The sequence below is a fragment of the Desertivirga brevis genome (assembly GCF_017355835.1).
Map to the genome: position 1 here is coordinate 251399 of NZ_JAFEWF010000009.1, position 12920 is coordinate 264318.

Here is a 12920-nt window from a genome sequence, read left to right on the forward strand (position 1 = left end):
ATGTTTGAGCGTATTACAACATTTGTTCCTGCTGCTCTACTCTGAATACATGGGCTGGCATTTCGTAAGGGTTCAGCTCAACGTAATTCCATTCGCCATTCCACGTATATTTACTGCCACTAAGTAGGTCGTGAACAGTAAACGGTTGCTCATGAGTCAGCCCGAGTTCCTGTAATGGAACTTTAACCATCGCTCCCTGAGTATGATGAACGTCGAGATTTGCCGCCATAATCAAAGCATTCTTAGATTTCTTATCCGTTTTTGCATAACAGATAATATTATCGTTAGTGGTTGGGGCAAGGCTTATGTTCCACGTAGATTGAAGGGCCGGATTTTGCTTCCGGATTTTATTTATTCGCCCAATAATTTCTTTAATTCGGGTATATTGATCCCAATCCCAGTGCTTTATCTCGTATTTTTCGTTATCGATGTACTCCTCTTTTCCTGGTCGGGGTGTGTTTAATCCAAATTCATACACGGGTCCATACAGACCGTAATTAGAGGAAAGCGTTGCCGCCAAAAGAACACGCAGGATATGGGCGTTTTCGCCTCCATATGTTAGTTCCGGGGGAAGGATATCCGGAGTATTAGGCCAGAAATTGGGGCGGAAGAAATAACGTTGCTCTGTTTTAGTTAGTTCCGTCATGTATTCTTCCAGCTCGTATTTATTATTTCTCCATGTAAAGTAGGTGTACGATTGGTTGAAGCCCGCTTTGGCCAATCGTTCCATTCTTCTGGGACGCGTAAATGCTTCTGCCAGGAAAATTATTTCAGGATGTTTTGCCCGAACCTCTTTGATCATCCATTCCCAGAAGGGAAAGGCTTTGGTATGGGGATTATCTATACGGAAAATGGTGATACCCTGGTCAATCCAGTAATCAATCACACTTTTTAATTCTTGCCAGAGATTCTCCCAATCTTCCGTCTCGAAATTAATCGGCAGAATGTCTTCGTACTTTTTCGGAGGGTTTTCCGCGTATTGGACCGTTCCATCAGGCCGCCATTTAAACCAAGAAGGATGCTCTGTTACGTAGGGGTGGTCCGGTGCGCATTGGTAAGCAATGTCCATTGCAATCTCGATATCCAGTTTTTTGGCTTCTTGCACCAATTCTTTGAAGTCCTGCAATGTTCCCAGCTCTGGATGAATGTCTTTATGTCCTCCCAATCGGTTTCCTATTGCCCAGGGTGAGCCTGGTTCTCCAGGTTCCGTTGTTAAGGAGTTGTTTTTTCCTTTACGGTTAATCTCGCCAATTGGATGTATAGGAGGGAAATACAGGACATCAAAGCCTAGTTTCGCCACCCGTGGAAGTACTCTTTTTACATCCTGGAATGTCCCGTGCTTATCGGGTTCAGAGGCTGTAGAACGGGGAAATAGCTCATACCAGGTGCTGAACGCCGCTTTTTTACGTTCCACCTCGACAACAAATTCGGAACTCACAGTATCCATAGATTGGTCGCGGTATTTCCTAACGAGCTTAGACACTTCATCGCCACAAGCCAAGGCTACCGAAATTTCTTGTTCTTCGTTTTTTCTAATAGAATTCGCCCAGCTAAGCAAAGTTGCGGCATCTGTTTTTTCGGCAATTTTTGCTGCTTTCTCAAGCATTTCCACACCGATAAGGAGTTCTACGCTGATATCTTGCCCTGCGTCAGATTTTTTTCGCAGGCCTAACTGCCAGGTGGTAAAATGATCTATCCAGCCCCTGATGCGAAAATTTAAGAAACCGGTTTCGCGAGGTTCAACTGTAGCCTCCCAGTAATCGTTAATAACGAAATTCAGGGGAATTTCTATCCAATTATTTTCGCCAGCCTGTTTTATCTCTACAGAAGCTGCCACCTCGTCGTGCCCATCGGCAAATATGCTTGCTGAAATAAGCAAATCTTCATGTATCGCTGCTTTTGCTGGATATGTACCACCTTCAACCTGGGGTGATATAGCAGTAATAATCACTCTTTTTCTACCGTTCGGATTCATTAGCAGATGTTTTAAGCAGACAGTTGTTTGTCTTACATAGGTTCTAGCAGAAAACTTATCATTAGTCTAAAAGTTTGCGAAAAGTGAGAGAAAGGGTAATTGTTAGGTATAGGTATATGCAATGTATAAAGTGCTTTATTTAAATTAATTTTTTTTGAACGATTTTGAAGATCTGTTGTTGTAGGTTGGGGTAGTTATATGAAAAGAGTGCTGGTCTGCGACGACGAACAGGATATTTTAGATATTATTGAATTTGTGTTAGCCGATGCCGGGTGGGAGGTTTTCACAACAACTCATGTTAACGACATATTAGATCAGGTTGAAAATTCGCATCCATCAGTGATCCTTATGGATAATTGGATCCCTGGAACGGGAGGGATAACAGCAACCAAAACCATCAAGAGTCATCCATCTTTTAGAGGGATACCGGTGGTTTATATTACAGCAAACAACGATATTAATCATTTGGCTAGTGAAGCAGGAGCAGATTATGCACTTCCAAAACCTTTTGATCTGGATCTGCTTGAAAAGGTGGTTGAAGAAGCTTATCTTAAAAGAGAAGAAGGAATGGTTCAATGATTACATTCTGATTTCCTAACACTGAAGTTATCCTTCAGGAATTACGTCTGCCAATCGATAGGGCGATTGCCTTGTTGCCCGAGAATTACATTTGTTTTCGAAAAATGCTGGCAACCCAGGAAGCCCTGAGCTAGTGGCGAAGGATGAGGCGCTTTGAGCACATGGTGTTTGTTCGTATCAATGTAAGCAGCTTTTGATTGTGCGAATTTGCCCCAGAGTAAGAATACTAAGCCTTGCTTTTGATCTGCCAGTTTTCGAATGGCTGTGTCTGTAAATTGCTCCCAGCCCTTATTTTGATGAGAACCCGCTACCCCAGCCCTAACTGTAAGCGTGGCATTTAAAAGTAAAACCCCCTGATCTGCCCATTTTGTCAAATCACCATGGTCTGGGATTTTAAACCCCGGTATATCTGTTGATAGTTCTTTAAAAATATTTCGGAGGGAAGGAGGGATTGGAACGCCACGTTGAACTGAAAATGATAGTCCATGCGCCTGACCGGGGCCATGATACGGATCCTGACCAATAATAACAGCCTTCACCTGCGATACAGGCGTATGATTAAATGCATTGAAAATTAGGCTTCCCGGAGGATATATTGTTTTTCCTTCCTCTTTTTCCGCTTTCAGAAATGCCCGCAATTGCACCATATAATCCTTTTCAAATTCCTCTCCCAAAAGCTCTTTCCACGATTCATCTATTTGAATTGCCATAATTCTCTGTTTTCTTGTTTAAGCAGTTTAATAAGCAGATATTTGCGCCACAAAATAAAGAAATATTAGAAATGCCAAATATTTTAAGGTTAATTATAGCTTTTGCGGTGTTGGGTGCTGCGGTAACACTATTCGTTTTTGGACACTGGGGCTGGGGTATACTTGCCCTGCTTTTATCGATAATAGTGGTTGTTACCTTCTTCTTTAATGAGAAAATGCTTTTAGCTCAATATTACCTTAGAAAGGAGAACATGGAAGGTGCTGAGAAATGGCTAAACAATATAAAGAATTACGAGAAAGAATTGATCAAGCAGCAGCACGGATACTATCACTTATTGCTGGGTTTGATTGAGTCGCGTCGTGCGCCAATGCAATCTGAAAAGTTTTTCAAAAAAGCACTGTCTCTTGGAATGACTATGGATCATAATATTGCCCTTGCAAAATTGAGCCTTGCCGGAATTGCCATGGCAAAAAGAAATAAGAGAGAAGCTCAAATGTATTTGCAGGAAGCTAAAAAAGCCGATAAAAACAAACTTCTTGCCGAGCAGATCAAGATGATGCAAGGTCAGATGGTCCAAATGGATAAAACAGTTGTGCAGTCCAGAGGTGGTGGCGGATTCAGAAGATAGACCGTTTATAAAATATGAAGGCCCTTAAACGAGGGCTTTTTTTTTGAGATTTAAATTTGTTACTGAATTCCCAATAAAGAACTCTAAGGCTATTTTATCATTCAGGTTATAAACCTCTGCCTTTGGTTTTGTTGAAACCTTTTATTGCTGCGTTTCAATACGTGGATGGAAAATCATTTAAGCAGGGCGCATCAATCCTATGTGAATAGCATTCGCATCAGGGTTTGGCTTCTTAAAGTTAAGGGTTGGATTTAAGTTAGATGGTATACTTGTTTAAATAAGGCAGAAGATCACCAGATGATTTTATTTGTCATCCAGGTGATCGAAGTAAGGGCCTCTATCTCTATTTCTACTGATTATATCGTCGTCGCTTACAGAATCAAAGTTGAAAAAAGTTTCAGCTTGTATCCTTTTAACCAAATTATTTATAAACGAAAGGTCGAAATCTTCCTTGTTTAATTTTATCAGGTACTCCTTCTCTGTGATTTCAATGCTTGATAATTTCATTTCTAATTTTTTATTTTTCTAAAGTTATTTATCCTAAATAATCCAAATGTTTTCGGCGTTTTAAGATATTGTTAATAAAGCTACTTAACTATTTCTTAGCTGGTAATAATGTTGCATTTATTTTGCTAAGATGTTAAGCAGTATAACAGAGAAAACAACAATTTGTTTTAACCTCATCATTAAGAAAGTAAAAAATGCTTAAAAAAATATAAGATTAATAGGAATAGGAGCAACTGTGGAAGTCGTAACAAAAAGATTATTGTTCAAAACAAACTATCTGGCCAGCGTCTTTAATAGAAAATCGAATAGCTATGAATATTGAGGAGAACGAATCTTTAGAAAATCAGGACAGGCCAACGGATAAGCCGGTTCATGATAATACGGTAGATAACAGTAATAAGAGTGCTAACAAAAACGATTACGATTCTGATATGGAACGTTATCAGCAGGCTGTAGACGCTTCTGAAGCGTCCTTCACTATCGAGCCCGAGAAGGGGTTAACTCCAGATCCTGAAACATTAAACAGTGAGGCTGAAAACGAAGGTAATAATGTAAAGAAGTAACTCACATTTGTAATAACTATAAAAACCCGGCCTGAACGGGTTTTTATAGTTACTCAGTATTTTTTAATGGTACTGTACTATTCTTTTACTATCGTCTTGCGTTCAATAATACGATCTCTGCCTCCCGAACCGCCAAGTAAGGCAAATAGAAGTACAATTAGCACTATTCCTCCTACTATCCACAACCAGGGGAAGGAAGATGCTGTTTCACCGCCTCCATTTATATCGACGTTAATATCTGTAGTTCCTGCTCCTTTTTCTTGTGCAAAAGCCATTACGTTTACAAACGCAAGTAGCAAAATTGAATTTAGCTTTTTCATATAAGTAGTGTTTTATATTCCTTTGCAGATATCTTGCCAGAAAAATACAGGCTTGGGATGCTTATATTTGATGATGTAGGGAGAGGAGACGTCTTCTTCTCTATACACCACTAAATGTAAAAGGGTACTGAATGCCAGTACCCTTTTACATTTAGTATCAATACAGTTTTAGCTACTTTCTAATTGTAGGTGAACTTTCCAAATTCAGAACTAACAGTTACTTGTTTTCTGTCAGCAGCCTCAACCCGTCCTACTATGCGAGCATCAATGTTGAAGTTTTTAGAAATGTTAATGATGTCTTCTGCTATTTCTGATGGGACATAGAGCTCCATCCTGTGACCCATATTAAATACCTTATACATTTCTTCCCATGAAGTACCAGACTGCTCCTGAATCAAACTAAAGAGAGGAGGAATAGGGAAAAGGTTATCTTTGATAACGTGAAGTTTCTCTATGAAGTGAAGTACTTTTGTTTGCGCGCCGCCACTGCAATGAACCATACCTGAGATCTGACTCCGATATTTTTCGAGTATTGTTTTGATAACCGGTGCATAAGTCCTCGTTGCTGATAAAACCAATTTTCCGGCTGTTACTTTTTCCCCAGTTTCAACGGTCACTTCGTCGGTAAGTTTTTTCCCTCCTGCAAATACAAGTTCATAGGGCACTGCAGGATCGTAGCTCTCCGGATATTTCTCAGCGACATACTTATGGAAAACATCGTGGCGGGCAGAGGTTAAGCCATTAGACCCCATACCTCCATTATATTCTTTTTCATAAGAAGCTTGTCCGTAAGAGGCTAGGCCTACAATAACATCACCTGCCTTAATCCTGTCGTTTGAAATTACATCCTCTCTTTTCATTCTGCAGGTAACTGTAGAATCAACAATGATCGTTCTTACAAGGTCCCCGACATCTGCTGTTTCTCCGCCAGTTGAATATATTCCAATTCCCAACTCTCGAAGTTCCGAAAGGATTTCCTCAGTACCGTTAATGATCTCAGCAATAACCTCTCCTGGTATTACATTTTTATTCCTTCCAATGGTAGAAGAAAGAAGTATATTGTCTATCGCCCCAACGCAAAGAAGGTCATCAATATTCATGATGATAGCGTCCTGAGCAATACCTTTCCATACAGAAATATCACCCGTCTCTTTCCAATAAACATATGCCAGGGAAGATTTGGTTCCTGCACCATCAGCATGCATAATATTGCACCACTTTGAATCGCCAGCTAATATATCGGGAATTATTTTGCAGAATGCCTTAGGGAAAATTCCCTTATCAATGTTTTTGATTGCGTTATGAACGTCCTCTTTTCCGGCAGAAACGCCCCGTTGGTTGTATTTCAAATCTGACATCGGGTGCAAAGATAAAAATTTAGACGTGAGAAATGACGGTGTGAAGGGCTTTGGTTTCTTAACAGTAAGTGATTCATAAACAAAGCCCGAGGAAATGTTAGAATTCGCCTCGGGCTTCAATTATATGATTTACTTTTAACTCCCTTTTAGTAGGGATATCTCTTTATTTGATAAACAACAACTCTCTGAACTTAGGGAGAGGCCATTTATTATCGGCAATCAATTGCTCTAATTTGTCAACGTGATAGCGAATTGGTTCAAAAAAGGTTTTCACAGTCTCGTCGTAAGCAACTGCTCTTTCTCGCGGACCCTCAATTACGTTAGCCTGTTTACGTGCATTAACCATTTGCTTCACATTTGCCCTGATCTGATTTACGTGTTCAGAGATTTTAGTAATGATTTCCAGCTGGGCCTGGTATGTTTCCTCTCCAAGACCAATTTCTTTTAAACCACGTACGTTATTTATCAAGTCCGACTGATAGTCGATAGAAGCAGGAATAATAACATTGTTTACTAATTCGCCCATAACCCGAGCTTCAATCTGAAGTTTTTTATAATAGTTCTCTAACAAGATCTCATGGCGTGCATGAACCTCACGTTTAGAGTATACTGCGCTCTCCTCAAACAGTCGCTCTGTTTTTTCAGTTACCAATGCATCAAGAGCTTTTGGCGTAGTTTTAATGTTTGCTAATCCCCTTGATGCTGCTTCTTGCTCCCACTCTTCCGAGTATCCGTTACCTTCAAAACGGATAGCTTTAGATTCCTTGATGTAACGTTTGATAACAGTCATTATAGCAACGTCTTTCTTTTCTCCTTTACGAAGAAGTTTATCGACGTCAACTTTGAATTTATTCAACTGGTCTGCAACGATGGTATTTAATACGGTCATCGGGCTTGCAGAGTTTGCTGATGACCCAACTGCTCTTAATTCAAACTTGTTACCAGTAAAGGCGAAAGGAGAAGTACGGTTACGGTCAGTATTATCTAGCAGGATTTGAGGAACTTTAGGAATGTTAGTCCAAAGTGCTGCTTCATTTTTCATTTTGCTGGTAACACGTGAAGACTCAATTTCATCCAGCACATTGCTTAATTGACTTCCAAGGAAGATGGAGATAATAGCTGGAGGGGCTTCATTGGCACCTAAACGGTGATCGTTACTAACTGATGCAATAGATGCACGAAGTAGATCAGCATGTTCGAAGACGGCTCTGATGGTGTTAACAAAGAACGTAAGGAACATCAGGTTGTTTTTAGGAGTCTTCCCTGGTGAAAGAAGGTTCTTTCCAGTATTAGTGATCAGCGACCAGTTGTTGTGTTTTCCTGATCCGTTGATACCCGCAAATGGTTTTTCATGAAGAAGCACCTTGAAGTTATGCTTACGGGCAATCTTATCCATCAAATCCATTAATAACTGGTTGTGGTCGATGGCTAAGTTGATCTCTTCGTATATGGGAGCGCACTCGAACTGAGAAGGGGCAACTTCATTATGACGGGTTTTAAGAGGAATTCCTAGTTTAATAGATTCAATCTCCAATTCCTGCATATATGCCAGTACCCTGTCAGGAATAGAACCAAAATAGTGGTCTTCTAGTTGCTGATTCTTAGCCGACATATGGCCGAATAGGGCTCTTCCTGTCAGATACAGGTCGGGCCTAGCGTTGAATAAAGCCAGGTCAACAAGGAAGTACTCCTGCTCAATACCGAGGGAGGCATTTACTTTTTCGATACTTTTATCAAAGTACTGCGCAACCGAAACAGCTGCTTTGTCGAGAGCAGCTAAAGCTTTTAATAAAGGAGCTTTGTTATCTAAAGATTCGCCGGTATAGGAAACGAATACAGTTGGAATACAAAGGGTTTTACCCATTAGGAAGGCAGGGGAAGAAGGATCCCAAGCTGTGTAACCACGAGCTTCGAAAGTACTGCGGATACCGCCATTAGGAAAACTTGAGGCATCTGGCTCTTGCTGAGAAAGTGCGTCGCCTGTAAATTTTTCTATCGCAGCACCATCTCCAGAGGGCTCAAAAAAGGAATCATGTTTCTCGGCAGTAGAACCATTTAAAGGCTGAAACCAGTGGGTATAGTGAGTCGCACCGCGAGAAATAGCCCAGGATTTCATTGCAGAGGCAACCTGCTCTGCAATATCGCGCTCTATTCTTACGCCGTGGATGATTGAATCATTTACACTTTCAAGGGCTTCTTTAGATAAATATTCGCTAAGTTTCTTTTTATCAAAAACATTAGACGCATAAAATTCGGAAACTTTATCCGATGGTGCTTTTACTTCAGGAATGCTCCTTGAAAGCACTGCGTTTAATGCCTGGAACCTCAAATTTGCCATTGTATCTCGTTTAATTTTTATTTTTTTCTAATCTACCTAGAATTCTAAGGTTCAAATATTTGCAAAAAGTATTGAATTATCTAAACATTGTTTAAAAAAAGAGTGCTTTTCGAATAAGTAAAAAAAGTTTTCTGAGCTTATGGAATATGATAGTTGGTCAGCATCCAATCAATAAACGAACGATTATGCTTAGCTCAAAATTAAACGTATACAGCATCGAGTGGCTTGATGTTGTATTTGCCAACCGGAACCAGAGTTATGGAGCTTATGAATTAAGAAAAAATTATAATTCGCGACTAACCAAAGCCTTATTTATTGCCTCTGCACTCTTTATTGGCGGAGTTTGTTCTCCACTGATCTATCAATATTTGAAGGGAGAGGATGTGGTTGTCTCCGGCACGGAAGCCCCAACAATCCTTCCTGCAGACAAAGTAGTAATTGTTGAGCTCCCAACTAAGAAAGTTGAACCGGCAAAATCAGAAGGGCAATCTAAACCAGAAAAATTAAAAACGATTAGGCATGTAGCTCCAAGGGTTGTTCCTGCAAACTCTTCAACTATTGAAGACCCGGCTACGCCACAAGAGATCGAACATGCAGTGATTGGCCCGATTACACAGGAAGGGACAACCGGAGCAACAAATGCTATTAGTACGCCAACAGAAGGGCAAGGGGGAAATGGAATAGGTGAAGGTACATCAAACAGTTTAGGTGATGATATCCTTACCCCAGGTACTTTAGAAGTTCAACCTGCATTTCCTGGTGGTTTTGATGCCTTTGCCAACTACCTAAGGAAGAACCTTCGCTATCCTGTTGCAGCTCAGGAGGGTAACATATCCGGACGTGTTTATGTGAATTTTATAGTGGAGAAGGATGGAAGCCTTACAGATATAAAAATCGCTAAAGGAATAGGTTTTGGTTGCGATGAAGAAGCAGCAAGGGTTATCAAAAAGTCACCTAAATGGAGTGCAGGTGAACAGAATGGAAGGAAGGTACGGGTAATGTTTACCATACCGATTGTATTTGCAATGGGGGAATAATCCTAATTTGGTTCCTAATCCTAATAATAGAAGGCGCTGAGAGATTTGGATAATTATTATCTTTCAGCGTTTTTTATGCTGATAAAGGTTAGTGAAAATACTTGGACTAGATTTCTGAATGCCGCGCCACTCAGTTCAACTACTCAAACACGGAAGTTTTTAGAAGTAGGAGCAAAATGTTCAAGGCGACAAATTGTTTACTTCATTTGGAGTAATAATGAGGGTGTTCAAACAATTGGATTTGCAGCACTTGAAAAGCAAAAGACACTGACTCAACCTATTTACAACCTTTATCATAATTTTCTTATAGGCCACGGAATTGATGAAGAAGCCCTGGCCGAAGACTTTTATCTTCTATTCACAGAGCTTAAATCGAGGTATTTATTTATTAGATTAAGATTACCTCCAGCGTTCAAGTATATCGACTCCTTAGAACGTGCACAGGTTTTTTTGAGATACAAAAAAACGTATGTAAAAAGTTTAGATAACCTTAAGTATTCACGAAACCTTCATCGAATTATAAATAGAGGCTTAGCGAAAGATTATAAGTTCATCAAATCAGACAAATTTGGTTCGGGTTTCACAGAAATCCTTAACCATAACAGGAAGTTTTGGTCTTTGCGAAAAAGGCGGTTGCACAGAAAATTGCTTGAGTCCTTACTTGCAGATGGAATTGCTGAAGTGTACGAGCTTTGGAAGTCCTCAGAACTTTCAGGCGCTATTTATATCTTCCGTGATGATTTCCGTTGCCAGGTTCAAACAATGTTCCTTACTAAACGAAATGGAAATGAGGAAGCACATACGCTGTTATACCATTTAGTTATGGCAAAATATAAAGAAAAAGGATTTGAAAGCTGTGATTTTCTAGGAGCTAATATACCGCAGATTGCTTGGTATAAAGCAAAGTTTAAAGGCGACTTGGTTTCGTATTGTGAAGTGGAAATTTGTGGCGGTGCCTTTTACAAGTTATTAAGGGTATTTAGATACGCTGTTGGGATCTGATAGGAGGAAGTTTTATGTGGAAGCAAGTTACATCTGTTGAATGGGCTCAGAAGACTTTAGATCTACCATTTTCCATTTTTTTTAACCCTGAATTTCTAGGTACCCTAGCTCAAACATACTCCGCAACAGTGATTTATTATTTGTACGAGGAACATTCACAATTAAAGTCGGCAACAGCTTTCTTTAGTAAATCCAACGAAATTATCACGCCGGCAGAGTTTTACTATCACCCTTTCTGGGTTGCTAAACCAATGACGGAGTTTATTTACATTGAAATCCTTACTTCCATTATTTGTTCATTAAAAGCAACCTATCGAAGAATAACACTTAAGTTAGATCCTTCCATTACAGATATCAGACCTTTCATCTGGAATGGGTTTAAAATCGAAAATAAATTTACCTACGTGAATTTGAATAACCATCCTAGCGGCAAGAGCGTATTAAAGGATTCTCTCCGGCTGGAAACAAGGGAGTATTTATTCAAAGTAGAAGGTTATGATAAAAGGTCATGGGAGTTGAATTGTTCTTTTCATCAGTCTTTGGCCTTTTCCGCTCAATTACTGCGTGGGTATGAAAAGTTATTCAATTTATGGAGCGAGCATAATTTCCTCCAATCGTGCAACCTATATAAGGGAAACAAACTTATTGCTGCCGCTTTAGTATTGATTGATAATAAAAGTGGAAAAGTTTATCGAGTAATGTTAAATAGAGTGGATAATGAAAAGTACGCCCATACATATCTTAATTACTATTTTTTAAAATGGTGCAATGAACATAAATATTCTTACGTCGATTTTTGCGGCGCAAATATTCGGAATATAAGTCTTTTTAAGTCTCGATTCGGAACGACGTTAATACCCTACCACAAAGTGTACTACGACCCCTATTACAATACAATAGAACGCTTAGCCGCGAAGCTTGCGTCGGTCATAAGAAGAATAGTTTAACCGAGTAAATGGAAATTCAACAAGTCTCTCTGGAGACGTGGGAACAAATTAGTAACGGCACAATTGCTCCATCGATCCAATATAAAGCGGAATTTGTAACAATAATTTCCGAATCTTTTAATTTACGCCCAGTAGCTTGGATAGTGATGAAGAATGGGAAAGCTGTTTTAGGCTTTCAAACATTTTCAAAAGACGCCAAGCTCATTCAACCATCAATCTATATTTATACCTCAATTTGGACTAATGGTAACTTTCTTATTTGTCAGCAAGCATTACTAAAACTACTTGAATTGCTTAAGTCTAAGTATAACTCAATGCACTTCATATTTTCACCGAGCTTCACAGATGTAAGGCCATTTATTCGTTTGGGATTCAAGGCCTCTGTCAATTACACCATTTTAAAAAACTTAGATGAATTGGAGTTTCACGGAAAGTTAAAGGCAAGAGAAACCAGGGCGAGAAAAGAGGGAATAAAATTTTTTTGGGGAGATGAGTCTCAGGATGTCCTTGAGCAGTACAGGCGAGATTTTACGAGGTACGGGTTTTCGAAAAAATATGCCCAAGGCTTGGAGCTGCTCATAAAGCGAATGATAAAGGCTGGTTATGCCAAGGCTCTAACTGCCAGGCTAGGTGAGGAGTTGATAGCTTCTGGAATACTAATAGTAGATGATTTAAGGAAACATTCAATGAACATCTTAATAAGCTCTGAAAAGAAGCACTATGACACGGGCGTTCATACTGCGCTCTATATGGAAATATTCCGCCAATTGAAGAAAGATGGCTACGAAACCAATGATCTTTTTGGAGCTAATACACTAGGTATTGGTAATTTTAAATCAAATTTTTCAGAGGATCTTACTGCTCATTATGAAGTTAAATATAACTTTTTTCGAAGTTCTCTTAGTAAGCAGTTTAATAGTATGAGTCGGATTCTAAAGAGGTTTGTTACCTAAAT

General features: G+C 39.5%; 13 protein-coding genes. 7 read left to right on the forward strand and 6 right to left on the reverse strand.

What is annotated here, in order from left to right:
• Positions 1 to 13: 13 nt before the first annotated feature.
• A complete protein-coding gene (locus tag J4N25_RS20635) occupies positions 14 to 1975 on the reverse strand; it encodes an alpha-1,4-glucan--maltose-1-phosphate maltosyltransferase (protein ID WP_207423696.1) in 1962 nt (653 codons plus the stop codon).
• Positions 1976 to 2173: 198 nt separating this feature from the next.
• On the opposite strand from J4N25_RS20635, the gene J4N25_RS20640 reads away from it, so the two are divergent.
• Complete coding sequence (locus J4N25_RS20640) at positions 2174 to 2554, forward strand: response regulator (protein WP_207423697.1); 381 nt, start codon at positions 2174 to 2176, stop codon at positions 2552 to 2554.
• A 41-nt stretch (positions 2555 to 2595) separates the two neighbouring features.
• Here the strand turns inward: J4N25_RS20640 and ung are convergent, their stop codons facing one another.
• Positions 2596 to 3264, reverse strand: coding sequence for a uracil-DNA glycosylase (gene ung / locus J4N25_RS20645; protein WP_207423698.1), 669 nt, complete (start codon positions 3262 to 3264; stop codon positions 2596 to 2598).
• A gap of 71 nt (positions 3265 to 3335) precedes the next feature.
• Here ung and J4N25_RS20650 point away from each other — a divergent pair, with 71 nt between their 5' ends.
• The gene (locus J4N25_RS20650; RefSeq protein ID WP_207423699.1) at positions 3336 to 3893 is read left to right on the forward strand and encodes a tetratricopeptide repeat protein; all 558 of its coding nucleotides are present in this window, start codon (positions 3336 to 3338) and stop codon (positions 3891 to 3893) included.
• Positions 3894 to 4196: 303 nt separating this feature from the next.
• Here J4N25_RS20650 and J4N25_RS20655 read toward each other — a convergent pair whose 3' ends face one another.
• Positions 4197 to 4400, reverse strand: coding sequence for a hypothetical protein (locus J4N25_RS20655; RefSeq protein ID WP_207423700.1), 204 nt, complete (start codon positions 4398 to 4400; stop codon positions 4197 to 4199).
• A 311-nt stretch (positions 4401 to 4711) separates the two neighbouring features.
• Between J4N25_RS20655 and J4N25_RS20660 the strand changes: the two genes are divergently transcribed.
• Positions 4712 to 4963 (forward strand): hypothetical protein, encoded by a 252-nt coding sequence (locus tag J4N25_RS20660; RefSeq protein WP_207423701.1) that lies wholly within the window; start codon positions 4712 to 4714, stop codon positions 4961 to 4963.
• Between the two features lie 77 nt (positions 4964 to 5040).
• Here J4N25_RS20660 and J4N25_RS20665 read toward each other — a convergent pair whose 3' ends face one another.
• The 3 genes from J4N25_RS20665 to J4N25_RS20675 all read right to left on the reverse strand — a co-directional run bounded on the left by J4N25_RS20665 (position 5041) and on the right by J4N25_RS20675 (position 8979).
• The gene (locus J4N25_RS20665; RefSeq protein ID WP_207423702.1) at positions 5041 to 5283 is read right to left on the reverse strand and encodes a hypothetical protein; all 243 of its coding nucleotides are present in this window, start codon (positions 5281 to 5283) and stop codon (positions 5041 to 5043) included.
• Positions 5284 to 5462: 179 nt separating this feature from the next.
• Positions 5463 to 6641: an AIR synthase related protein gene (locus J4N25_RS20670; RefSeq protein ID WP_207423703.1), complete on the reverse strand. Its 1179-nt coding sequence runs from the start codon at positions 6639 to 6641 to the stop codon at positions 5463 to 5465.
• Between the two features lie 163 nt (positions 6642 to 6804).
• The gene (locus J4N25_RS20675) at positions 6805 to 8979 is read right to left on the reverse strand and encodes a glutamine synthetase III family protein (RefSeq protein WP_207423704.1); all 2175 of its coding nucleotides are present in this window, start codon (positions 8977 to 8979) and stop codon (positions 6805 to 6807) included.
• Between the two features lie 185 nt (positions 8980 to 9164).
• On the opposite strand from J4N25_RS20675, the gene J4N25_RS20680 reads away from it, so the two are divergent.
• The 4 genes from J4N25_RS20680 (at position 9165) to J4N25_RS20695 (ending at position 12918) form a co-directional block, all read left to right on the forward strand.
• The gene (locus J4N25_RS20680; protein ID WP_207423705.1) at positions 9165 to 10016 is read left to right on the forward strand and encodes an energy transducer TonB; all 852 of its coding nucleotides are present in this window, start codon (positions 9165 to 9167) and stop codon (positions 10014 to 10016) included.
• Positions 10017 to 10091: 75 nt separating this feature from the next.
• On the forward strand, positions 10092 to 11018 hold the full coding sequence (locus J4N25_RS20685; RefSeq protein ID WP_207423706.1) for a GNAT family N-acetyltransferase: 927 nt from the start codon (positions 10092 to 10094) through the stop codon (positions 11016 to 11018).
• Positions 11019 to 11032: 14 nt separating this feature from the next.
• A complete protein-coding gene (locus J4N25_RS20690) occupies positions 11033 to 11965 on the forward strand; it encodes a GNAT family N-acetyltransferase (protein WP_207423707.1) in 933 nt (310 codons plus the stop codon).
• A gap of 8 nt (positions 11966 to 11973) precedes the next feature.
• Positions 11974 to 12918, forward strand: a complete 945-nt coding sequence (locus J4N25_RS20695) for a GNAT family N-acetyltransferase (protein ID WP_207423708.1) — start codon at positions 11974 to 11976, stop codon at positions 12916 to 12918.
• Positions 12919 to 12920: the final 2 nt, after the last annotated feature.